This window comes from Kitasatospora sp. MAP12-44, assembly GCF_029892095.1.
GTDB lineage: Bacteria > Actinomycetota > Actinomycetes > Streptomycetales > Streptomycetaceae > Kitasatospora.
The window spans coordinates 16,143-36,271 of sequence record NZ_JARZAE010000002.1 but is presented as its reverse complement, the minus strand read 5'-3'; the positions used below and the strand labels follow the sequence as shown (position 1 = coordinate 36,271).

Here is a 20,129-nt window from a genome sequence, read left to right as displayed (position 1 = left end):
GCACCTGCGCCCGCCTTGGGGTCCTCATCGGGCTAGCTGCGCGGTGATGATGATGAGGAAGAGCCTCACCGCGTGTAGTCGGCGTAGAACTTCTGCAGCGTCTCGGCGAGCTTGCTCCAGACCTCCGGACGGCCCGCCAGTTCGGCGTTGGCGGCGACCATCCGGCAGGCGTCGTACATGACCGCTGCCTTCTCCTGCGGGGTGGCGGCGGCGTCCTGGCGGTCCGCCCAGTGCTTGGCGCGGTTCTTCGCTCGGCGGGCCAGGCTCATCGGCGGCCCTCCTGCCGGGGGAAGAAGTCGTTGACGCTGCGCGGGCCGCGCTGGGTCTCGGCGCCGGCGGCCATCGGGTACGGGTGGGCCTCGGCGTCCAGGTAGTCCCCGCCCTGCCCGGCCTGTCCGAACGCGCCGTTGGTGACGTTGCCGGTGAAGTGGGCGAGCGTCTTGTCCAGCGACTTCGCGGCCAGCGCTGCCGTCTGGCCCTGCTTGCGGGCCTTCTTGTCCTCCTTGCGGGCCGCCGCCAGCTCCCGGCGGCCCGGCAGCTCCAGGACCTGGTTGACGTAGGAGACGTACAGCGCCTCGCTGCTGGCCGCGGCCTTGCGCGAGTGCTTCTCCATCGAGCGGATCTCCCGGGCCACCCTCCAGGCCCGGAACCGGGCCGACAGCGGCTTGTCGCCGTCGATCTCGGTCTGCTCCAGGCGCCTGCGGATGATCTCCGCGAGCTGCCCGTACTGCTGGGCGTCGTTCATGTGCTGGTTGCGCTGGGAGTCCGTGAAGGCGCGCATCCCGGCGTCCGTGAACAGGTGGTCGATGTTCATGTGTGGTCCCTCTGATCTGCGGTTTTGCGGCGGGGAAGGAGTTGGTCGGGGTGGTGCTGGGCGTCGGGCCGGCGCCTTCGCCGGCCCCCAGAACGCGGGCGGGCTGGGGACCGGCGGAGAGGCCGGCCCGGTCAGCGGCGGCGCAGGCGGGGGTGGCACCACCAGCAGGCGGGGCCGTGGTCGTGCTCGCTGCGCGCGTGGACCAGCAGGTACGGGGTGGCTACCGCGCAGGCGATGGCCAGGACGACCAGGGCCAGGCCGAGGGCGTACTCGACGGTGCTCATGGCGGGGTTCCTCCACGGGGTCGGTTCTGCTGAACTGGGGTTGTGACTGCTTCCGGCAGTCGCAGCGAGGGCCAGCCCAGGTCGAATGGGCTGGCCCTCACTGGTGGTGCCGGACAAGGTGATGCGCGCGGTGCGGGTGGCCGTCAGGGCCGGTAGCCGGCCGCGAGGAGCTCGGCGGCCTCCTGGCGGTACTCGGAGGCGGTGCCGGCGGAGGAGACTTCGAGCTCGCGCTGGATGTCCGACAGCGGCAGCCGCTGGACGTCCGACACCCGCAGGCCCTCGGCGTCGTCGGCGAGCGCGAGGATCATCCGGGCGACCTTGCGCACCGCCCGCTCACGCGGCTTCAACTTCGCAATGTCCTCGGCTTCGACCGCGAGCCGCTCGATTTCGGCAGCAGCCCGCCGCGTTTCGGCAGCAGCCCGTGCCGCTTCGGCAGCGTCCCTCCTGGACCGCTCGATGTCGGCCAGAGCAGCCTCCTCGCCCGCCCGTTCCAGCGCCGCGAGCCGGTCCGCTTCGGCAGCAGCCCGCCGCGTTTCGGCAGCGGCCTTCTCCTCTTTGGCAGCGATCCGGTCCGCTTCGGCAGTGCCCCGGCGAGCCACGGCGATGGTCTGTGTGTCGATCGCCTGGGCCTCCGCTGCGGCGACCTTGTCGGCCTCGGCGGCAGCGCGGCGGTCCTCCGCCGCGAGCCGCTCGAGCTCCGCCGCATCCCGGTCGGCGGCGGCCTTCGCCTTACGCTCGATCGCCTCCTGATGCTCGGCGGCGGCCGTGCGGGAGCGGGCCTCGGCCATCACCGCAGTCTCCAGCGCCGCCTCCTCCAGCGCGGCGGCCCGCTCGGCGGCTGTGACCTGGGCACTGGCGCGGGCGCGGGCCTCGCCGGTCTCGCCCTCCACCTGTGCGCGGACCGTCTCCACCTGGCCGTCCGCGCGCAGCGCTTCCGTCTCGGCCTGGGCCTGGGCGAGCTTGCGGCGGGTCTCGGCCGCCAGGCGCCGGCGTTCGGCCTCCTCCTTGCGGGCCTCGGCCTCGCGCTCCTGCTCGTCCGGCATCGCCAAGGCCTGGGCAACGGTGTAGCCGAACGGGGCCATCGTCATCGGCAGCAGCTCGTCCTCGGTGGCCTTGCTGATGTCGCCCTTGTGCTTGCGCTTGAGCCACAGCTCGTAGGCGATGAGGTCCTGCTCCCGGCGGACCATCTCCGGGTAGGAGGTGATGCCGTACAGCCGCATCTGGCGGTAGAAGCGCGGGGTCTTCACCGGAGCGAGCATCCAGCGGTGCACCGGCACCCGGTCGGTGGCGGTCCCCGCCTCCAGCCTGGCCTTTTGGATGATCAGGCGGCGGCCGGCCTCCACGCCGACGACGAACAGGAACGGCATGATGCCGTGCGCGGCGGAGCGGACCGGATCGGCCTGGACGGCGCCCTGTGAGCTGGCGTTGAACCAGATCGTGGCGCCGGTCATGCCGTGCGCGGCCATGCGCAGCACCGGCCAGGGCGTGCCCTTGCGGATCAGGTACAGGTCCAGGGCCAGGAACGCCACGATGGAGGCGTCGACGCCCACCGGGAACCACGGCGCCAGGTCCGGGTTGAAGCCCCAGTGCAGTGCGACGGCGGACAGCGTGTCGTAGGACATCGCGAATCCGATGGCGCCCACCAGGATCCCGCCGACGGCCGCCGCCACCGACAGGGCGATCATGAGCGCCTTGGTGCCGCGGCTCTCGCCGGGTGCTTCCGAAGCCGTCGGGGCCGGGGGCGAAACGAACTCGGCTGCGCGCGAAGTCGGCCGGGGCGGGCGCGAAGCGGTAGCCGGTGGAGCCGGATCGGAGTCGGTCGGGGCCGCGGTGCGCGGCCAGTCGATGGTGCTCAAGGTGACCTCCGCAGGGGGCGTTCAAGGTGGGGTCGAAACGGCGGCCGGTGCTCCCGAAACGGCGACTGCTGCTCCCGAAACGCGATCTCGCGTTCCGGGAGCGGCAGTCGGCGAGAGCGAAACCGGGGAAGCTCAACGGGCTGTCGTCGTTGGGTGAGCCCGTCTGGCCATCCGACCGCTGGGTGGTCGGGGTGCCGAAGGGCGGTCGTGCGTGCTGTCACGCCCGGGCTGCGGTCAGCCTGGTCACGTCCAGCGCCAGCTCCAGGGCTTCCGCCCAGGCGCGCAGGTCGCTCGCCGCCCCGGTGGCCCGGACCGCGCGGTAGCCGGAGGTCAGGTCGTCCAGAGCCGCCTTGGCGTTGCGGTACACCTCGGCCGGGCGGTTGGGCTCCTCGTCGGCCAGGGCCGCGATCACGCTGCGGGTGCCGAGGTTGACCTGCACGGCCAGCGACCGCAGGGCCTCGTCGCTGCCGCTGTAGAGGCTCGTCTGGTGGGCCGTGGCGGCGATCCGCAGCCGGGTCCGCTCGATGAACTCCTCGGTCAGCTCGGCCAGGCCGAGGCGGCCCTTGGCCTCGGCGACGCGCTCGCGCCACGCGACGATCTGCTCCGGGGCGGCGGGCTTGCGGCGGCCGTACTGGGCCTGGCTCAGGGCACGCTCGGCCTCGATCAGCTCCATCTCGCGGGCCAGGCGGGAGGCCCGCCAGGTCACCCGGTTGTCCAGGGTGTTCAGCCAGGCCAGCAGCTCACCGAGCGCGGCCATCGGCGCCGGCGAGGTCTCGGTGCGGTCAGTCATCCAGGCGGGAAGCGCCATCGGAGATGTCCTCTCTTATAGGGGCGGTGCGTCGGGCACCGTCGAACGCCGCCGCGCCCCGCTCCCGGCATGGGGGAAGGGGCGCGGCGGCGAACGACAACCGACCGACGTGGTGGTCAGGACTAGTGGTCGCCGGTCAGGCTCGCGACCTGGCGCAGGTGCTCGCGCTGGCGCTCGACGGCGTTGAAGACGTCCTGGTTCAGCGGGTTGCGGCCCCAGCTGTCGTAGTCGCTGCGGGCGCCGAACTCCCAGGCGGTGTCAAGGCCGGCCTTCGCGGCGGCCTCGCGCTGGGACAGGTTGCTGAAGTTGTGCGAGGCGTGGACGTCGACGATGGCCCGGGCCGTGCGGTCCCAGGCCGCAGCCGCCGTCAGCGCCTTCTCCTGGGCGGTGACCAGCTGGAAGACGGTCGAGCGCCACCGGGTCTCGGCGGTGGAGTCCAGGGAGGCGAAGAGCTGGTCCATCTCCTGGCGGGCCTGGGTATAGGCGGTCCACACGGCGGCGGCGCCGAGACCCGCGACGTTCAGCTCGCGGATGTACTGGGCGTCGAACCACAGCCTGTGGGCGTCCTCGTACTCGGCGGCCAGGGCCTCGCGGGCGGCACGGGTGAGGGACTCGTCGTGCCATGCCTGCGCCGGCAGCACCGGCTTCTTCTCGGTGCCGGTGAACGGCTTGAAGGTGAAGACGAGGTTGTTGAACTCGGTCTTCGTGGTGCCCTGGTAGTGCGGGTGGTGACGGCCTTCGAGCTGCTGAGCGATCTTGTCGAAGTCGCTGAGGCTGATCACGAACATGGTGTCCTCCGTCGAAGTGGTGGAGCCGGTGCGTCGGGCACCGTCGAACACCCCCGCAGCCGGCGGTCCGGGGCGGGGGCGAACGACAGCAACCGCTGCGGGTCAGGAGGTGCGGGCGCGGTTGCGGGCGGCTCGGCGCTTCATCGCCCGACGCTCGTCCTCGCTCATCCCGCCCCACACGCCGGCGTCCTGACCGGTGGTCAGGGCCCAGGTCAGGCACTGCTCCATCACGGGGCAGCGGCGGCACACGGCCTTGGCCTCCTCGATCTGCAGCAGGGCCGGGCCGGTGTTGCCGATCGGGAAGAACAGCTCGGGGTCCTCTTCGCGGCACACCGCGCGGTGACGCCAGTCCATGGGGTTACCTCTCCTTCTGCGTCGTGGGTGGTTCGTCAGCGAGCCGCAGGGATGCGGCAGCGGATCCGCTTGCCGATCGCGGACGGCTCGACGGTCCAGCCGGGGGCGAGCACGTCGAGCAGGACCAGGCCGCGCCCGGACTCCGCCTCGTCGCCGTCCGGCTCGGCGGTGGTCCGGCGTGGGCCGGTGCCGGCCAGCGGGTCGTGCACGGCGACGATCGCGTCGTGCTCGGCGCGGTAGACCTCCACGACCAGCGGGACGTGCGCGCCGCAGGCCCGGACCGCGTTGCCGATCAGCTCGGACAGGACCAGCTGCGCGTCCTCGGCCGACTCACGGTCGATGCCGTGGGCGACCAGGACGGTCAGGGCCAGCGCCCGCACCGTGCTGACCGTCTCCTGGTCGGCCGTCAGATGGGCGGTGATCCCGCCGAGTCGGTTGGCCAGGTAGAGGCCCGGACGCGGGGCGGGGAGCATCGGCCCCTGCGCGGTCAGGCCGGCTGCGATGCCGGTGCCGAAGGTGGTGGTGGTCATCACCGGCCACCGCCCCGGCGCTCCATGGCCCGGCGCAGCAGCTCGTCCGCGTCCGGGTCGCTGTCCCCCGGAGCGGCGTTCAGCTCAGAGCGTGCAATCATGGTGTTCAGCAAGGTCGTTGCCTCCAGTCAGGCGACGTGGACGGCCCCGGGATCGCCTTCCCGGGGCCGTCGCTGTTGTGAGGGCGGTTCCTGCCGTCCCCCCGCCGTCGCCGCACCGGGGATCCGGGGCGGCGGCGACGGGCAGCGTCGCAGGAGAACGCGCGGATCAGGCGTGGACGGGGGCCGGGGCGCCCGTCGCGTAGAGCATCGGCCGGCGGAAGGTCCAGCGCGGGCCGGACCGCAGCGGGCTGCGCGCGGCGACCAGCTTGTCCTCGGCCGGCGTGCGGCGTTCGTCGGTGCGGGGCCGCTCGATGTCGGTGTTCTTCTTCGCCTTCGGGGTGCTGATCTCGATGAGCTGCTCGAGCAGGGCGCGGGGAACGGTGGCGTAGCGCACGGGGATCTCCTCCTGGGACGCGAAGCGGCGGCCCGGAGAGTCCGGGCCGCCGCAGCTGGCTGGTGATGTCGGTTCAGTTCTCGACCGGGCCGGGCCCGGGGGGCGAAGGTCAGACGATGCGGCCCGAGGGGAGCTTGAGCTGCTCGGCGGGCGTGTCCTTCAGCAGCGTCAGCGGGAAGATCGGGCTGCGCGCGCCCCGGATCGACTCGGACCGCTGGGTGTCGGCGGCCTTGACGGCCTCGTCGACCTGGTGCCACTCGGCGGCCCGGCGGGCCGGGTGCTGGTTAACCCTGTCGCGCTCGGCGGCGGCCTGGACCTCCTCGTACAGCGCGCGGTTGCGGCGGTGCTCGGGCTCGCGGCGCAGCAGGCGCAGGTAGTCGGCGCCCAGGCGCTTGCCGTCCCGGCAGTGCTCCTTGCCGGTGCAGGCCGCGCAGCGGGAGCGGTGCGTCTCGTAGGTGCGGCGGGCGGAGTCGGCGGTGGCGGGCGCCGGGTCGAGCTGGGTGATCGCCGGGGCGACCGGCGTCTTCACCTTCTTCAGCACGGTGGTCGGCCGGCGGGCGGCGACGTCGGCGATGGCCTCGGCCCGCCGCTGCTCCCACTCGGTGATCGGCATGTCGATGGTGAACAGGCGGTTGGAGTTGCCGCAGCGGCGGGCGCCGGGGGTGCCGGCCTTGGTGGTGTGGTGCGGGACCAGCTTCCAGTCCTTGCTGCCCTTGTGGGTGGTGAGCGGGCACCAGGTCTTGCAGTCGGGGCAGCCCACGTGCTCGGCGCGGGGCGTGAGGTCGACCAGGTTGCGCGGCAGCTCTGACAGGCGGAGCGGCGGCTTGCAGGAGACGTTCTTCGTGCAGGTCCGGCGCTTGCGTTCGCGGGCGGTGGGGATCGCGGTCGAGGTGGTCATCAAGGGCTCCTCGGAGATGCGGAGGGAGGTTGAGGGCCGCGTCGCGGTGCTCTCTCCGCCCGCCAGGCCGTCCGGAATATCCGGTGCCCTGACGAGCGGACAGCGCATCGGCGCTGCGTGGCAGTCGCGGGGGTTTGGTGGAGCTACCCGGCGCCCACTCGGGCGGCGACTTACCTGCGGTTTCGCGGTGGAACGAAGGCACGCCAAATAAGCCCTGATGGGCGGCACTCGGGAGCCTTGGAGAGCCGCTAGGCGGCCTCCTGATTTCACTAGTGAACAGGTCTGGGGCTTGACCGTCAAGGGCTTCGCTAGTGAAATTGCTTCAGCGATGGCCTTGAGTGCTCCGAACGTGACTGTTCGTCAATCAGGATCCACAGCAGCACGGGTGGGCGCGAGCCTCCCGCGTGGCACTGCTGTGGAACTGAGCAAGGCCCACACCAGCGCGGAGAGAAGGGAGGTGGCCGTGGACACGGCGATCCGGTGGACCGGCCAGAAGGCGCGGCTACTCCAGGAGACGCTCGAGCTTTCGATCCGCGAGTTCGCGAGGAAGCTGGGAGTGGACCCCCGCACCGTCACCAAATGGCGGAAGCACGGGGATGGCCTGACCTGCAACGACGAGATGCAAGAGGTGCTGAGCCGCACCTTGGACCTAGCGTCTGAGGGGCAGCGCGAGACCTTCTACGCCAAGTTGGCCGCCCTGCCGGTGGGCACCGCAGGGGAGCCCGGCCAGCCGGCCGGGCCGTTCGTGGTGGTCTCCCACAAGTTCATCCCTGTGTACGTGGGACCACAGCTCCAGGCTGCGTTCGAGAACGCGCTGCCTCATCCGGAAGGGCCCGGCGGCCTGGAACAGCGAGTCCTGCCACTGGAACACCCGACAGGAAGTTCCGCGACCGCGCACCTGCTGGCCTGCGGCGTGTCCGTGGTTCACCTGGCGGAAGAGCTGACGCTCGGGAACATCACCGAACTCGCCCTGTGGCGCTACCGCACATACCCGACCGATCGAGCATGGGCTGGTGCCAGCCTCAATGCTCTCCTGGACGCCACGGTCCCCGGCCAGCCCAAAGTCGAGGATCCGCAGTACGTCCTGTCCGCCTATGAGCTCCGCGATCACAGCTGGTCGCCGTCAGTCCTTCCGACGGCACTACATCTCCTCACCACTCCCTCCGTGCTGGTCAACCGGCAGAACCCTGAAACCGTCGAGTCCATCGGACCCCACGTGGAGGCAGAGAAGTTCAGCTCGGCCTGGACACACCCCGACGTCGTGCCCTTCCACGGCGGCTCGTCGCCAGGCCTCGCAGGCTGGTCCGGCGTCACCTACCACCCCCAAGCTGACGAGCGCGCCCTGACGGTGCGCGAGATCGTCGCGCTCGAGGTGGACGTCCAGGGCCTGTGGGCGCTCTCCTCTCGGGTCCTCGACTCCATCGAGGAAGGAGAGGATCCGGTCATGCCCGAGAAGTACGGCTGGCGCTACCTCAGAGGCGCGTACTCTCGGCTCCGAGCGTCCCGCCCGGCCGAAACCGCACAACACCGGGCCATGCGAGAGGCGGTCTTGAGCACCAGCGATCTGCCTGACCGCCTCCGTGACGCCCAGGAAGCACTCCGAGACAGTCGTGTGTGAGCAGGCGAAACGACGAGAGGCAGAAATGGACCCTCGGACCACGGCATTGATCGTCATCGACGTACAGCAAGGCTTCATCAACGCGCACAGCGCCGGAGCTGTCCCGGTGATTGTCCGCATGATCGAAGCGTGGAAGTCGGCGGGCGCCCCCATCGTGTTCGCCCGCTTCCAGAACCTGCCGAACTCCCCTTACGAGAGGATCAACGGGTGGACGCGACTGCGGACACCTGAAGAGCAGGCCATCGTGGCGGAACTCCAGCCGTATCTCGGAGACGCCGCCGTGGTGATCGACAAGGGGACGTCGTCCGTCTTCGCTCACGACGGAGGCCGCGCCCTGGCGAAGGCCGGTTGGACCGATCTGGTCTTCGCGGGCATCGACACAGACTCCTGCGTCTACGACAGTGCCATCGGCGCCTACCACTCGGGCTTCTGCCCATGGATCGCCGTTGATGCCTGCGCATCAAGCGGCGGCGAGGAGTACCACTCAGCAGCCTTGCTCCTCGCCCGCCGCAACATCGGCAGCACTCAGCTCATTACGAGCCACGACGCCATCGCACGCCTGACCAGCACCGAAAGGGCCTACTCGTGAGCACTCCGTTCGGCGACCCGGACCTGGTGATTGTTGGTGGCGGTCCCGCTGGGTGCGCGGCAGCGCTGATGGCGGCCAGTCTGGGCCTACGCTCGGTCCTGATCGAGAGCAACGACATCGGCGGCCGGCTGCAAGTCATCGGGGCCCTCGCGAACGTGCCCGGTGACTGGACCGACGGACCCTCGCTCGCCAACGCCCTGGCCCGGGATATCCAGCGAATCCAGGAATCCGGTCACTGCACGGTCGTCAAGGACCTCGCGGTCGCGGTCTCTGCCGACGGCCAGTCAGCCAGTGTCACTCTGAACAGCAGTTCTGTGATCACGGGGAACGCAGTGATCGCGGCCACGGGCGTCTCGTCGGTCACTCCGGCAGAGGCCGATTGGATCTCCGCGCCGGCATCCCTGGATCCTGCACCGCTTTGGCGAGCACGGCCCGCAGACCTGAAGGGCCGCACGTGCGTCCTGGGCGGTGACCGACCGTTGGGTACCTGGCTGCGGGCTCACCCCGACGTGCAGCGGCAGCTCCTGGTCGTCCATCCCGTTAGCGACGATTACAAGGTCGCCGAAGTGCAGCACGACTCCCGAGCCCAGCTGCGCCGCGCACGCCACGTCTCGATCAACCCCGCCCCCGGCGGCGGCTACATCGTCGACGTCGAGGCCGTGAACGGCTCAACCGCGGCTTACGCCTGCGACACGCTGCTCACCAATATCGGCAGCCGGCCCGCCGTACTCTCCGGACTCACCACAGACGGCGACGGCTACTGCCCGCCCGAGTCGCAGGGACCGCGCATCGCGACAGCCGGCGACCTGCGCTCGGCCCGGTTCCAACGCATCGTCACAGCTCAAGGCTCGGGCGCCCAAGCCGTCCTGAGCTGCTACTACTCCACTGCACTGCGAGTCGCTGCGTGACTGAGTGGGCCTACGAGTTCCACACCGAGTTCCACGGAGCCACCTGGAATTCCCGACGATGCCAGCACCAAGCTGGCCTTCGGCAACATCAGCTCCTCCCCTCCCGCAGACTTCGCTAGTGAAATCGGGTACTCTCCTCGCATGACTGCTGCTCGTGATCATCGGCGCCCAGGCGCAGCCGACAGGATCGCGCAAGACCTGCGCGAGGAGATCGACTCTGGCCGACTGCAGCCTGGTGACCGGCTCCCGCTCACGCGGGAGCTGGCGGAGAAGTACAGCGTCACGGGCGAAACCGTGCGGCAGGCAATCATCAAGCTCAAGGCCGCCGGCGTTGTCAGGTCCGTCCAAGGGTCTGGCGTGTACGTCCGCGAGTGGCGGCCGTTGGTCTACCGACCGCAGAGCGAATTCCGGCGCAAGCCGCCAGCCGTCGATATCTTCACCAACCTGCTCCACGACGAGGGGCGCGACGGCACGCAGACCATTGAGGTCGGCGTCGTGGTGCCGGACGAGGCCGTACGACAGCGACTGCAGCTCGCCCCGGGCGAGCGAGTGGCGGTCCGCCGGCGGACGAGCTTCGTCGACGACATGCCCTTCGCCACCGACGACTCCTACGTTCCCCACCGGATAGTTGAGGGCTCGGAGTGGATGACGCCGGGCAGCGTCGAGCGCGGCACCAACAAAGTCCTGGCCGAGCTCGGCCACGAACTCGTCGAATCACTCGACGAGATCTACCCGAGGATGCCGCGTCCGGCTGAGCTGGAGCGGCTCGCTCTTCCCGCTGGCACGCCGATGGCCGAACTGATCAGCACCGGCCACGACCGCGAGGGTCGACCGATCCAGGTGACGATCTGCCTTCTGCCCGGCGACCGCCACGTGATCGTCTACGAGCGGCACCGGCGCACCGAGGAAGACGGGGAGGCCACAAAGTGATCGTCACCTGTGCTGAACTCACCGACCTGCCTCGGTTGACGCAGTTCCGCAGCGATGCAGCAGCGTGGCTGGCCACGCTCGGCAGCGACCAGTGGTCGACGGACTTCCCGAGCGACCACATAGCGCAGAGCATTCGGGCTCGGGAGGTCTTCGTCGTCCGAGAGTCCGCGGAAGCCGAACTCGCAGCAACCATCACGCTCGACAAGGCAGCCGACCCTCTTCTCTGGACGCCCCGCGAGCTTCAGGACGATGTGCTGTACGTACACAAGCTAACTGTCGACAGGAAGTTCGCCGGACGAGACCTAGGCATTCAGCTCTTGGACTGGGCTGGGGATCGGGCAGCACGGTGCGGTGCGCAGTGGCTGCGCCTCGACGCCTGGACCAGCAATACCCGACTCCACAAGTACTACGCGGAGCAGGGCTTCCAGCACGTGCGCACTGTTCTCGACCCCGAGGTCGGAGGATCGGGCTGGGTAGCTCAACGCCCCGCCAAACACGCAGAACATGGCCTCGACGACCAGACAGCTTGCAGATGGTGATGGCCGAGCAACTGGCGAGCGAAGTGATCCGCGCGAGCCCGGGCTTCGACGGGACGGAGCAGGCGCCGATGCGCATCGCTGAAGCCCGGGTGGCGCTCGGGGTGGTGGCTGCCCGGGACGGCGATCTCGACGTCGCGCACCTTCGTGAGCTGCGGAATCCTCGCTGATGGGAGCGAACTTGTCCGGCTATCAGGTCGTTGGAACGTCAGATCGACACGGTGAGGCTGCCGCTACTCTGCGGGTTGTCCACAGGGGTAGGCTGTCATCGTCTGTGATCCAAAATGCACTTCGCCGCCCGAACCCGAAGGTCCGGACGGCGTTCAAGTGGGTCGGCGCCCCTGGCCGGGGGCGGTCCGTCCCGGTCGACCACGCGAAGGGTGGTGACGCAGTGAAGGGTACCCGTACCCGGAACGAGGCACACGCGCGGCACCCCGCCGTGGATGCGACCGGTTCGAGGTCGCTCCGGCGGGGTGCCGTCGTCGTATTTGGACACACCTCTCCCCCGGAGGGGGTCGGTGTGGTGACTTAGACCATCTTGGGGGCGCCGGCCTTTGGCGAGGCCAGCAACCCCAGGGCCGCTACCAGTGGGTGAGACCACCGGTCTGCGGTCTTACGTGAACCGTCCGATGTGCGTCGGACGAGGGCCCGGAACGGGCTCCGGCTTGGCGGCCGGGGCCCGGGAAGGGCGCAGTGCGGTTCTCCAGAACCAGGACCCCCGAGGGGGTCCGCCTTGCTGTACCGGCTCCTGGGAGGGAGCCGACCGGTTGTACCGACCCCCGGCGAGGGGGGTCGTTGTTGCACCCCCGCGAGGGGGCTGTTGTCCCGACCCCCGATGAAGGGGGCCGTTGCCGTATCCACTTGCGAGTAGGAGGGCTCTGTCATTTTGCAGCAGCTCAGCACCCCTTTCCAGTCACCCGGCGCCGCTGCCGAAGGGCGTGGTGTCCCCGGTTTGAGCTTGGAGGATGCGGTTCGGGAGGGGGGAGAGATCTCCTCCCCCGTTCCTGCCTTGGGTTCTGTCCGGGGACCGGTTAGCGGACCGGTTGTCGAACACGCCGCGCGCCCGACATCAGATGTGACGCACATCACTCATTCGGGTGACCCTTCGAGTGTCACACGATCGGGTCCGAACCATGTCGTTCCGGCCGCGACGCCGGTTCCCGGCCAGCGGCAGGAGTCGACCGACGGCGTCGCCGAGCCGGTCCCGGTGGAGGTGTCGAAGTCCGCGCGGCGGTTCGTGCCGTGCGTCCCGGTGCTACCGCGGCTGCTGGTGTCGGCGGCGGACCAGTGGGTGACCACCACTCGCGGCCGGATCGTCTCGGACCCGTACGGCTGGATGCAGGCGGTGCACTGGGTGGTCGCGTCGGGCTGCTATGTCCCGGCCTGGTCGCACGGTCCCCGGGAGACGGGTCGCACCACGGTCCGCGTCGCCCAGGAGCTGGCCGCGCTGTCGCCGTGCCGCCCGGGGGTGGGCTACCTGATGCGGAAGCTCAAGCTGACCGAGCGGACGGTGCAGAACCACCTACGGATGCTGCGTGAGGCCGGCCTGCTGGTCTACATCGCCAAGGGCACGCGGGTGCGCGGCGAGAAGGCGAAGGCGTCGGAGTTCGCGCGGGTGATCCCGGAGGCGTTCGACGTCGCGCTGGGCATCCGGACCGTCGGGGAGAACACCGGCCGGCGGGTGATCGGGATCGCAGAGGCCGGCCGGGCGGTGATGGCGCTGCTCGGCAAGCGGGCCTCGCGCAAGGTCCGGGCACCCAGGGGAAAGACGTCCGCGAAGGCCCCGGTGACCACCGTTCAGGCCGCTCCGGCCGGTGCCTTGTCCCAGGTGTCACAGGCCGCTGACGGCACCTCAGCAGCCGACAGCCGTTGCACCCCAATGGAGGGTGGTTGCTGTACTTCTCCTGCTGACGGTTGTACTCACCTTCCCTCTGAGACAGACGTCGCAAGCGGGAAGCCGAAGTCCACCACCGCGAAGAAGTCCACGAAGTCGGGCCCCGGCGCCCGCAAGCTCAACCAGGTCGGGCAGCGTTACCAGCTGGCCGCCAAGCTGGTGCGCCAGGTGCCGTGGCTGCGCCGCGCCCTGGTTCCGCGGATCGCCTGGGTGGTGCGGGAGGTGTCGGACGCGGGCTGGACGGCAGAGGAGGTCGTCTCCTGGCTGTCCACGCTGGAGGAGCCGCAGCGCGGTAGCTACCGGCCCTCCGGCCTGCTCGCCTTCCGCCTGCACGGCATGACCCAGATGCCCGGCTGGCGCACCCCGAAGGAGCGGGCCCGACAGGTCGAGCACTGGCGCGAGTCCCGCTCCGCCGAGCAGGCCCGCCACGACCGCACCTCGGCGGAGTGGACCTTCACCGACTGGCAGGACCCAGCCACCCGCGCCGCCGCCCGTCTGGTCGACGACGCCTTCGCCCAGGTACAGCAGGCCGGCGGCCAGGGCGCCCAGGCGCTGGAGTTCTTCGCCCAGGACGAGGACGGCCTGACCGACCTTCACCAGCTCACCCGCGAGGACGTCATCGAGCTGCGCGCCCTCGGCCAGAAAGACCCGGAGATGGTCCTGATGGCCATCCGGGACTGCGGTGAGCCCTACGCCCGCCAGCTCTACACCCACGGCCTGGTCGACCAGGTCCTGCGCCTGCGGCACACCGGCCGCATGGTCATCCACCAGACCTGGAGGTCCGCGTGACCGAGACGTCCACCGGCGTCGACATCGCCCGCGTCGCCCTCAAAGCCGCCCAAGATGCCGCCCGCGCCCGGGGCGCCGACGCCCCCGGCGGCCGCAGCTCCACCACCCGACCCACCCGCCGCCGCACCGTACGAGCCAGCGGCCGCGAACCGATCTCGTTCAGCGACGCCCTGGCCGGGCTGGTCGCCGAGCGGGCCTGGGAGGAACCCGCCGCCGGCGGCAGCATCCTCGACCAGTGGACCGCCATCGCCCCCGAACTCATCGGCAAGGTCACGCCGACCCACTACGACCCGCACACCGGTCGCCTCCACCTCCAACCCTCCTCCCCGGCCTACGCCACCCAGCTGCGCCTGCTCGGCCGCCAGCTCGTCGCCCGGATCAACGGCGCGATGGGCCGGGTCGTGGTGCGCGAGCTGCGCGTCCTGCCGCCCCGCGCCGTCTCCGCGACCGGCCCCGACCAGCAGTCCGAACACCGCGCTGCCGTCGAGCAGCCCGACGTCCCGGCCCGCACCCGCGAGGACGCCTGCGACGGCTACCGCCGGGCTCTGGCCGCCCACCAGGCCGCCCAGCGCACCGCCGCCATCACCAACCCGGCCGTCACAGCCGCCATCGCACGCCAGGAACAGGCACTGCTCAGCCGACGCGAGCCGGAGAGCGCATTCACCGACGCCGTCGCCGTCCAGGCCGAGCAGGAGGAACGCGCCGCCCGCACGGCGGCCGCCACCAGCAGCCAGGCCATCGCCGAACGCCGCGCCATCGCCGACAAGGCCGAGCGTGCTGCCCAGGCTGAGCGTGCCGGAACGGTCCCGCTGCGCCCCGCGCGCCAGCCGATGACCCTCAGCGGTGCAGCGTGAAAACGGCGAGCAGACCATGCTCAGTACCGCATCGCCGGAGCGCCCGCGGCTACTACCGTGGGCCCGTGACGAAGAAGCGCAACGCCCGGAAGGGCGCGAACAACAGCCAGCAGGCGCGGCTCCGCAGCCTCCAGCTGCGCTATCCCTTCTATACGCCGTGCACCCAAGCTGAAGCCGAGCGCGAGCTGGGCGTTGATCGGGCAGCGGAACTGCTCGCCCTCCACGACGGCAGCCTCCAGCGCGCTGACATCGAGCTCGACAAGCTGCTGACCAGCGGCACCTTCACGATGGTCGAGATCCGGTTCCCAGAAGGCCGCACATGGACGATGGCCGACTACATCGTCGACTGGAACAACGACCTGGCGGCCGAGGCGGCCCGCGACGACAGCGAGTACGGACCCATCACCGAGGACCAACTCATCGAGACACTGCACCAATGGCACCGCAGCGGTGCAGTGACGCTGAACCGCGATCTGGTGATCGAATGGGCCTCAAGCTCCTGACACCGCCATGCGGGATTCGCGTGACCTGGGCCGCTCCGCAGACCGCCCCCGGACCGCTACCGTCGATCTCGCGGGCACTCGCTCCGGCGCCGCCCGTGACCACCACCGAGGAGGACCAGGTGACCGTCCAGCCCGACCACCAGCCCCCGGCCGCACCCCGACCGGCCACCCTGCGCGAGCTGCGCACCGCACTTAGCAGGTACGGCCTGCCCGGCGACCGCGACGCCTTCGAGCAGGCCCTGCAGGCCGCCCTCGACGAGTCCCCGATCGGCGACCTCGGCGCCGTCGCCGACGTCATCAGCGAGTACCGCCACCGCCTGGTCCTGCGCACCGACCCCGAGGCGATGGCCGCCCTGGCCGCACCAATCGGCGGCCGGCAGTGGAACGTCTCCACCGAGGTCTTCGCCCGGCTGCGCGCCGGCGGTGACCGGTGACCGACCAGCAACCGCCGGCCCCGCTGCACGTCTTCCTCTCCGACGCTGCCGAACAGGCCCTCGCCCAGCTGCGCCCCGGCGAGCTGGACGCGGTCGAGAAGCTCGTCGAGCGCCTGGCCATCCACCCGCGGCTCGGCATCCCGGTGCCGGGCGGCACCGACCCCGAGGTCGACGACTACACCGCCCGCACCGACCCGGCCGCCGACTCCGGCGACCGCATCAGCGTCGTGTACAGGGTCCACGAGACCATGGCGTCGGTGTTCGTGGTCTGGATCATCGCCGGACCCTGACCAGCGTTCACCCCGCCCGCAGAACATGGCCGGCTCCCTCACGCTCGAATCGCGAGGGGGCCGGCCATCAGCGTACGTGTGTCAAGGAAGGTGGTGATCGAAGGTCAGCAGGCGTTCGGTGAACCGCGGTGTCGTCAGGCGCCCTGAGCGGGGCGGTTGTCGATGACGATGCGGGTCAGGGGGCGGCCGTCGACCTGAGCGCTGGAGTCGGCGGGCTTGGTGCCGCGGATCGCGCTGGACAGGTCGGTGTAGTAGGCCAGGGCCATGGCACTGTCCTGGAGGTTGCGGACCGGACCGGTGCTGGCTTCCCAGTAGGTGTTGAAGAGGGCGTTGACGGTGGCCATGAGACTGAGTCCGGGCAGTCGAACGGTCACCATGTCGTCCTTGCCCTCGCCCCCGGCCGAGGGCAGCTGGAAGTACTCGGCAGCCGTGGTACGCGAGGCGATGAACTGCCAGGTGTGAGGGTGGCAGACCAGCTCGGCGGTACTGATCCGAGCAGCGGTCATCAGGGTTTTGAACAGCGCCGCATCCAAGGATGCCTGCGCCTGCTCCGCTGTCGGCGGGGGCGTCGGGGCCACGGCCGTGGCCGCTTGGGGCACTGGCACCTGGTGCCCGACCACCGTGGTCAGCTCGGTCAGCATGTCGGCGGCGGCCTGCTCGGCGATGTCAGGGCTCTGGTCGGACTGGTCGGACATGGCGGTCTCCTCCGCGAGCTCGGTGGTTCGGGTGTCTGCGCTGGACGCGATGTCGGCCCGCTCGACCTGGGCGGAGTTCTTGTCCACCGCCGGCTTGTCCACCGCTGGCGAGGCAACCGAGGCCGACTTCAGCTCAGCCAGCTCGGCCTGCCAGGCGGCCTGGGCCTCCCCGAGTTCCCGGCGCAGGGCATCGACCTCCTGACGGGCCTGGGCGAGTTCGCGCTGATCCCGGTTCAGGACGCGGCGCACCTCCTCGCGGGTCTCGCTCAGGCCCTGGCTGATCGCCGTGACCAGACCGGCACGCAGCTCCTCGTTGCCCGCCTGGAGCCCCTGAAGCTCCTTCAACAGGGCAGGGGCGGTTTCGGTGCGGAGGAGCGCGATCTGGTCGGCGGTTCTCGTCATGTGCTCTCCCGTGGCTGGGCGCGGCGGCGGTGACCGTGCCGGGTCAAGGGTGGCGGGCGCCGTGCTGCGTCGAGGGCATGTTGGGATGCACTGTCCCGATCCGAACGATCACTGTCCGGAATCGGATCGTCACATTGTTCGACAGTGCTCCCAGCCCATCGGTGCGGGCCTGCTCGGAGGGGGCTGGCCCCCTCGCTCTCCCCGAGCGACCAGTGCCCCCTTGCTGCCCTGTCGGCCGCCACCAACAACCGGGTAGGGGCGGCCAAGGGACCACCTCGCGGCCTGCCAGATAGCGGCGGTCTGGCCATCCCCGCCTGCGTGGGCTGCGACACTGAGGATCATGACCGACCGTCGCAGCCTGTCGCTGCCCGCCTTCTCCGAACCCGCCACCGATGCCCCCGTGCCCGCCCAGTCCGGTGTGCGCCGGCTGCCGGTGGAGCAGGGCGCGGACTTCCGTCAGCCGCCCGGCGATGACGTTCCGGCTCCCCGGCCTGCCCGCCCGCACCCTGGGCACCGGTGGCCTGACGTTCTCCGACCCGGACCGGCAGATCTGACCCGCGCGGCAGCGGGGCTGGCGGGAAGCTGGGCGGTGCTCGGCGTCAGCGTCAGAGGGTGGCGCCGCGGATGCTGGAGACCTCGGTCAGGTAGCCGGTGAGCGGGCGGTCGTCCAGGTCGACGGCCCAGAAGACACGGCCGAAGAGCGACTCCTCGATCCGCAGCGTGCCGGGGTGGACGTCGGTCCACCCCGTCCTCAGCAGCAGTGCCAGCGCCCCGTCGGAGGGGCCGCCCCACAGGCCGTGGTCGTTCATGACGGCCAGGCTGTCAGCTGGGTCTGACATTCCGTCGGCCGTCGACCGTGCGGCGGTGTTGTCCGATCTCGTCGATCGGCCCCGTCCGGCCCGGCCGGGCTGGCAGCATGGATCCATGAGTCGCTGGGGAGCTCGTTCGATCGTGAGCCTGCGCCGGATTCACTCCTGCACAGGGAAGGCCGAAGGCGTCATCGACGGCTACCGGCCGGCGCCCGGCGGCGAGGAGCGCCTGGAGCTGAGCGTCCACGTCTGCGCCGCCCACGATCCCGCCCCTGCGGAGTGGTTCGCCGGTCTGACCACCAGGGTCCGCGAGGACGGCACCCTGATCTGGGACAAGTGCGGCCTGGCGATGGACTTCCGCGGGCACGAGGACGCGCTGCCCATGCACGCGGCCCTGTGGCTCACCCCGCTGACCGGACTCGACCCCGCCGACTTCGACGGGTGGCCGGCCTTCCTGGCCGCTGCCGTCGCCCACCTCGTCGCCCAGCACGACACCGCCGAAGGTTCCTGGAACGCGGCCGCGGTCTTCCTCGAGCAAGCGGCCCGCTGCGGTGCCGAGGGCAACCTGACCGTGATGCTGGCCGCCCTCAGCCACGCCGAGACGGCGGTGGCCGACGCTCTCAACGCCGCCTCGCCTGACACCTCGGGCGTCAGCACGTAGGGGATCGGGCGCTCTGACCTGCGGGGGTTTCATAGACGGGCCCTCAAATGAGGGCCCAAAAGTAGAAGCCCCCGGCGTGTGGCCCGGGGTTCTACCAGCCGTCCATCGCCCGGACGTCGTCGGAGATGGCGTAGCGCCGGCAGGCGAGGATCTCGGCGGTGGTGATGCCGATGTCGTTGGCGACCCGGGCGAGGACGTCCTCGGCCTGGTGGTCGGCGACGTAGGCCGGGACGACCTCGAGTGCGATGACGCCGATCCGGTGCTGGGCGGCGCGGTGCTGGGCGACCAGGTCGCGGCCGACGGTGACGTGGTGGCGCCATGCTTCGGCGGTGATGCCGTCCGGAGCCGGTCTCATCTCCAGCTCGGCGGCGGGGACGTCGGGGCGGGCGCGGACATCGGCGACGGCCTGGGCGACGATCTCGCCGACCACCGCGGCCTCCAGGGCGGTGCCGGCCTCGGCCTGGGCGTCGGCGAGGCGTTCGGCGATCAGGGCGGTCAGCTCGCTGATCCGGCCCTTGATGTCGACGACGGGTGCGCACCGGCAGGACTAGGTCGGCGCTGTCCCACGCGTGGGACACCCCGAGCTCGGCCCGCACGGTGCCCTCGATCGCCTCGGCGGCGGCCGCCAGGTCGAGCAACCGGTACGCCGTCGAGCGGCCGATCCCGAACTCCGCCAGCGCGTACGCCGCCCAGCTGTCGTGGCCCAGCGCGGTCCAGACCCTGGCCTGGTGGGCGGCGCGGACCCGGCGGGCCAGGACCAGGACGGCGGCCCGGACGTCCTCGATCGCCGTGCGCAGCTGCTCGGTCAGCTCCCGGGCCCGCGCCTCGTCGGCGGGGCCGGCCTGCTCCTGGTGCTCGTCCATGCCGAGATGGTTCCCCGTGGCGGGCGGTTGGCACCGCTGGCGGGAGGGGACGGGCCGGTCCGGGCACTCTTTAGGGTGATCGGGCTCGGGGCCGGGGCGCCGGCTGGAAGTATCGGGGCATGACGAACGCGGTGGGCGAGGACGAAGGCGTGGTCGACAAGCTGCGCGAGGAGATCGACCTGACGGAGTCGAACCTGAGCGGGGCGATGCAGGGGATCGCCGACTGCTACCGGGAGCTGCAGGGTGGGTTCGGTCGCGGCTACGGCGTCCACGCCAAGTACCGGGAGAGCAACGTGCAGACGGGCAGGCCGCTGACGGAGCTCGCGGTGGAGCTGGCGGCCTGGGCGGCGGAGATCGCCGCGAAGTCGGCGGCGCTGGACGTCCGGCGGGCGCTGCTCAAGCAGCTCGAAGACGAGGACTGACCGGGCCGAGGGCTCGCCAGGCTGGGACCGAGGCTGTCCCAGCAGCGTCCCAGCGTGCTCGGTTTCGACCGTTTCGCTAGGACAGTCCCAGGCTGTTTCCCCTGG

27 protein-coding genes are annotated in these 20,129 nt (G+C 70.8%); 14 read left to right on the top strand and 13 right to left on the bottom strand.

All coding sequences use genetic code 11. The annotated features are described in order from the left end of the window. Positions 1-65: 65 nt before the first annotated feature. From P3T34_RS00480 to P3T34_RS00435, 10 genes are all read right to left on the bottom strand, one after another. Positions 66-269, bottom strand: a complete 204-nt coding sequence (locus P3T34_RS00480) for a hypothetical protein (protein WP_280663927.1) — start codon at positions 267-269, stop codon at positions 66-68. Continuing rightward, positions 266-814 (bottom strand): hypothetical protein, encoded by a 549-nt coding sequence (locus tag P3T34_RS00475; RefSeq protein WP_280663926.1) that lies wholly within the window; start codon positions 812-814, stop codon positions 266-268. Before P3T34_RS00475 ends, P3T34_RS00480 begins: the two co-directional genes overlap by 4 nt. A gap of 131 nt (positions 815-945) precedes the next feature. Further along, entirely contained in the window at positions 946-1,098 is a 153-nt protein-coding gene (locus P3T34_RS00470; protein ID WP_280663925.1) for a hypothetical protein, read from the bottom strand. A 143-nt stretch (positions 1,099-1,241) separates the two neighbouring features. After that, complete coding sequence (locus P3T34_RS00465) at positions 1,242-2,783, bottom strand: DUF2637 domain-containing protein (protein WP_280663924.1); 1,542 nt, start codon at positions 2,781-2,783, stop codon at positions 1,242-1,244. 388 nt (positions 2,784-3,171) lie between these two features. After that, positions 3,172-3,744, bottom strand: coding sequence for a hypothetical protein (locus tag P3T34_RS00460; protein WP_280663923.1), 573 nt, complete (start codon positions 3,742-3,744; stop codon positions 3,172-3,174). Between the two features lie 140 nt (positions 3,745-3,884). Beyond that, complete coding sequence (locus tag P3T34_RS00455; protein WP_280663922.1) at positions 3,885-4,550, bottom strand: hypothetical protein; 666 nt, start codon at positions 4,548-4,550, stop codon at positions 3,885-3,887. A 102-nt stretch (positions 4,551-4,652) separates the two neighbouring features. Beyond that, positions 4,653-4,904, bottom strand: a complete 252-nt coding sequence (locus P3T34_RS00450) for a WhiB family transcriptional regulator (protein WP_280663921.1) — start codon at positions 4,902-4,904, stop codon at positions 4,653-4,655. A gap of 35 nt (positions 4,905-4,939) precedes the next feature. Further along, positions 4,940-5,434 carry an ATP-binding protein gene (locus tag P3T34_RS00445; protein WP_280663920.1) on the bottom strand — a complete coding sequence of 165 codons (495 nt, stop codon included), beginning with the start codon at positions 5,432-5,434 and terminating at the stop codon, positions 4,940-4,942. Positions 5,435-5,701: 267 nt separating this feature from the next. After that, on the bottom strand, positions 5,702-5,929 hold the full coding sequence (locus P3T34_RS00440) for a hypothetical protein (protein ID WP_280663919.1): 228 nt from the start codon (positions 5,927-5,929) through the stop codon (positions 5,702-5,704). 109 nt (positions 5,930-6,038) lie between these two features. Then, a complete protein-coding gene (locus P3T34_RS00435) occupies positions 6,039-6,827 on the bottom strand; it encodes a hypothetical protein (RefSeq protein WP_280663918.1) in 789 nt (262 codons plus the stop codon). 415 nt (positions 6,828-7,242) lie between these two features. Between P3T34_RS00435 and P3T34_RS00430 the strand changes: the two genes are divergently transcribed. From P3T34_RS00430 to P3T34_RS00380, 11 genes are all read left to right on the top strand, one after another. Continuing rightward, positions 7,243-8,445 carry an XRE family transcriptional regulator gene (locus P3T34_RS00430; protein ID WP_280663917.1) on the top strand — a complete coding sequence of 401 codons (1,203 nt, stop codon included), beginning with the start codon at positions 7,243-7,245 and terminating at the stop codon, positions 8,443-8,445. Between the two features lie 46 nt (positions 8,446-8,491). Next, positions 8,492-9,034, top strand: a complete 543-nt coding sequence (locus tag P3T34_RS00425) for an isochorismatase family cysteine hydrolase (protein ID WP_280663916.1) — start codon at positions 8,492-8,494, stop codon at positions 9,032-9,034. Beyond that, complete coding sequence (locus P3T34_RS00420) at positions 9,031-9,942, top strand: FAD-dependent oxidoreductase (protein WP_280663915.1); 912 nt, start codon at positions 9,031-9,033, stop codon at positions 9,940-9,942. Before P3T34_RS00425 ends, P3T34_RS00420 begins: the two co-directional genes overlap by 4 nt. Before the next feature lie 141 nt (positions 9,943-10,083). Next, complete coding sequence (locus P3T34_RS00415) at positions 10,084-10,872, top strand: GntR family transcriptional regulator (protein WP_280663914.1); 789 nt, start codon at positions 10,084-10,086, stop codon at positions 10,870-10,872. Beyond that, on the top strand, positions 10,869-11,411 hold the full coding sequence (locus tag P3T34_RS00410) for a GNAT family N-acetyltransferase (RefSeq protein ID WP_280663913.1): 543 nt from the start codon (positions 10,869-10,871) through the stop codon (positions 11,409-11,411). The genes P3T34_RS00415 and P3T34_RS00410 overlap by 4 nt, the downstream gene beginning before the upstream one ends. After that, positions 11,405-11,578, top strand: a complete 174-nt coding sequence (locus P3T34_RS00405; RefSeq protein WP_280663912.1) for a hypothetical protein — start codon at positions 11,405-11,407, stop codon at positions 11,576-11,578. Before P3T34_RS00410 ends, P3T34_RS00405 begins: the two co-directional genes overlap by 7 nt. Before the next feature lie 1,121 nt (positions 11,579-12,699). Further along, on the top strand, positions 12,700-14,091 hold the full coding sequence (locus P3T34_RS00400; RefSeq protein ID WP_280663911.1) for a helix-turn-helix domain-containing protein: 1,392 nt from the start codon (positions 12,700-12,702) through the stop codon (positions 14,089-14,091). Beyond that, positions 14,088-14,945: a DUF721 domain-containing protein gene (locus P3T34_RS00395; protein ID WP_280663910.1), complete on the top strand. Its 858-nt coding sequence runs from the start codon at positions 14,088-14,090 to the stop codon at positions 14,943-14,945. Before P3T34_RS00400 ends, P3T34_RS00395 begins: the two co-directional genes overlap by 4 nt. A 65-nt stretch (positions 14,946-15,010) precedes the next feature. Next, positions 15,011-15,448, top strand: a complete 438-nt coding sequence (locus tag P3T34_RS00390; protein ID WP_280663909.1) for a hypothetical protein — start codon at positions 15,011-15,013, stop codon at positions 15,446-15,448. 95 nt (positions 15,449-15,543) lie between these two features. Then, the gene (locus P3T34_RS00385) at positions 15,544-15,882 is read left to right on the top strand and encodes a DUF6247 family protein (RefSeq protein WP_280663908.1); all 339 of its coding nucleotides are present in this window, start codon (positions 15,544-15,546) and stop codon (positions 15,880-15,882) included. Then, a complete protein-coding gene (locus P3T34_RS00380; protein WP_280663907.1) occupies positions 15,879-16,172 on the top strand; it encodes a hypothetical protein in 294 nt (97 codons plus the stop codon). The genes P3T34_RS00385 and P3T34_RS00380 overlap by 4 nt, the downstream gene beginning before the upstream one ends. Positions 16,173-16,306: 134 nt before the next feature. Here P3T34_RS00380 and P3T34_RS00375 read toward each other — a convergent pair whose 3' ends face one another. Beyond that, positions 16,307-17,269: a hypothetical protein gene (locus P3T34_RS00375; protein ID WP_280663906.1), complete on the bottom strand. Its 963-nt coding sequence runs from the start codon at positions 17,267-17,269 to the stop codon at positions 16,307-16,309. A 605-nt stretch (positions 17,270-17,874) separates the two neighbouring features. Continuing rightward, positions 17,875-18,108, bottom strand: a complete 234-nt coding sequence (locus tag P3T34_RS00370; protein ID WP_280663905.1) for a hypothetical protein — start codon at positions 18,106-18,108, stop codon at positions 17,875-17,877. 85 nt (positions 18,109-18,193) lie between these two features. Between P3T34_RS00370 and P3T34_RS00365 the strand changes: the two genes are divergently transcribed. Then, complete coding sequence (locus tag P3T34_RS00365) at positions 18,194-18,739, top strand: hypothetical protein (RefSeq protein ID WP_280663904.1); 546 nt, start codon at positions 18,194-18,196, stop codon at positions 18,737-18,739. 91 nt (positions 18,740-18,830) lie between these two features. On the opposite strand, the gene P3T34_RS00360 is transcribed toward P3T34_RS00365, so the two are convergent. Further along, on the bottom strand, positions 18,831-19,169 hold the full coding sequence (locus tag P3T34_RS00360) for a hypothetical protein (protein ID WP_280663903.1): 339 nt from the start codon (positions 19,167-19,169) through the stop codon (positions 18,831-18,833). A gap of 139 nt (positions 19,170-19,308) precedes the next feature. Here P3T34_RS00360 and P3T34_RS00355 point away from each other — a divergent pair, with 139 nt between their 5' ends. After that, positions 19,309-19,725: a hypothetical protein gene (locus tag P3T34_RS00355; protein ID WP_280663902.1), complete on the top strand. Its 417-nt coding sequence runs from the start codon at positions 19,309-19,311 to the stop codon at positions 19,723-19,725. Further along, positions 19,722-20,024 carry a hypothetical protein gene (locus tag P3T34_RS00350; RefSeq protein WP_280663901.1) on the top strand — a complete coding sequence of 101 codons (303 nt, stop codon included), beginning with the start codon at positions 19,722-19,724 and terminating at the stop codon, positions 20,022-20,024. Before P3T34_RS00355 ends, P3T34_RS00350 begins: the two co-directional genes overlap by 4 nt. Positions 20,025-20,129 lie beyond the last annotated feature (105 nt).

Coding starts and splice junctions, on each gene's coding strand:
- P3T34_RS00435 (WP_280663918.1), bottom strand. CDS start 6,827: ATGACCACCTCGACCGCGATCCCCACCGCCCGCGAACGCAAGCGCCGG.
- P3T34_RS00455 (WP_280663922.1), bottom strand. CDS start 4,550: ATGTTCGTGATCAGCCTCAGCGACTTCGACAAGATCGCTCAGCAGCTC.
- P3T34_RS00445 (WP_280663920.1), bottom strand. CDS start 5,434: ATGACCACCACCACCTTCGGCACCGGCATCGCAGCCGGCCTGACCGCG.
- P3T34_RS00450 (WP_280663921.1), bottom strand. CDS start 4,904: ATGGACTGGCGTCACCGCGCGGTGTGCCGCGAAGAGGACCCCGAGCTG.
- P3T34_RS00480 (WP_280663927.1), bottom strand. CDS start 269: ATGAGCCTGGCCCGCCGAGCGAAGAACCGCGCCAAGCACTGGGCGGAC.
- P3T34_RS00460 (WP_280663923.1), bottom strand. CDS start 3,744: ATGACTGACCGCACCGAGACCTCGCCGGCGCCGATGGCCGCGCTCGGT.
- P3T34_RS00470 (WP_280663925.1), bottom strand. CDS start 1,098: ATGAGCACCGTCGAGTACGCCCTCGGCCTGGCCCTGGTCGTCCTGGCC.
- P3T34_RS00365 (WP_280663904.1), top strand. CDS start 18,194: ATGAGTCGCTGGGGAGCTCGTTCGATCGTGAGCCTGCGCCGGATTCAC.
- P3T34_RS00350 (WP_280663901.1), top strand. CDS start 19,722: ATGACGAACGCGGTGGGCGAGGACGAAGGCGTGGTCGACAAGCTGCGC.
- P3T34_RS00415 (WP_280663914.1), top strand. CDS start 10,084: ATGACTGCTGCTCGTGATCATCGGCGCCCAGGCGCAGCCGACAGGATC.
- P3T34_RS00465 (WP_280663924.1), bottom strand. CDS start 2,783: ATGATCGCCCTGTCGGTGGCGGCGGCCGTCGGCGGGATCCTGGTGGGC.
- P3T34_RS00370 (WP_280663905.1), bottom strand. CDS start 18,108: ATGTCAGACCCAGCTGACAGCCTGGCCGTCATGAACGACCACGGCCTG.
- P3T34_RS00375 (WP_280663906.1), bottom strand. CDS start 17,269: ATGACGAGAACCGCCGACCAGATCGCGCTCCTCCGCACCGAAACCGCC.
- P3T34_RS00405 (WP_280663912.1), top strand. CDS start 11,405: ATGGTGATGGCCGAGCAACTGGCGAGCGAAGTGATCCGCGCGAGCCCG.
- P3T34_RS00475 (WP_280663926.1), bottom strand. CDS start 814: ATGAACATCGACCACCTGTTCACGGACGCCGGGATGCGCGCCTTCACG.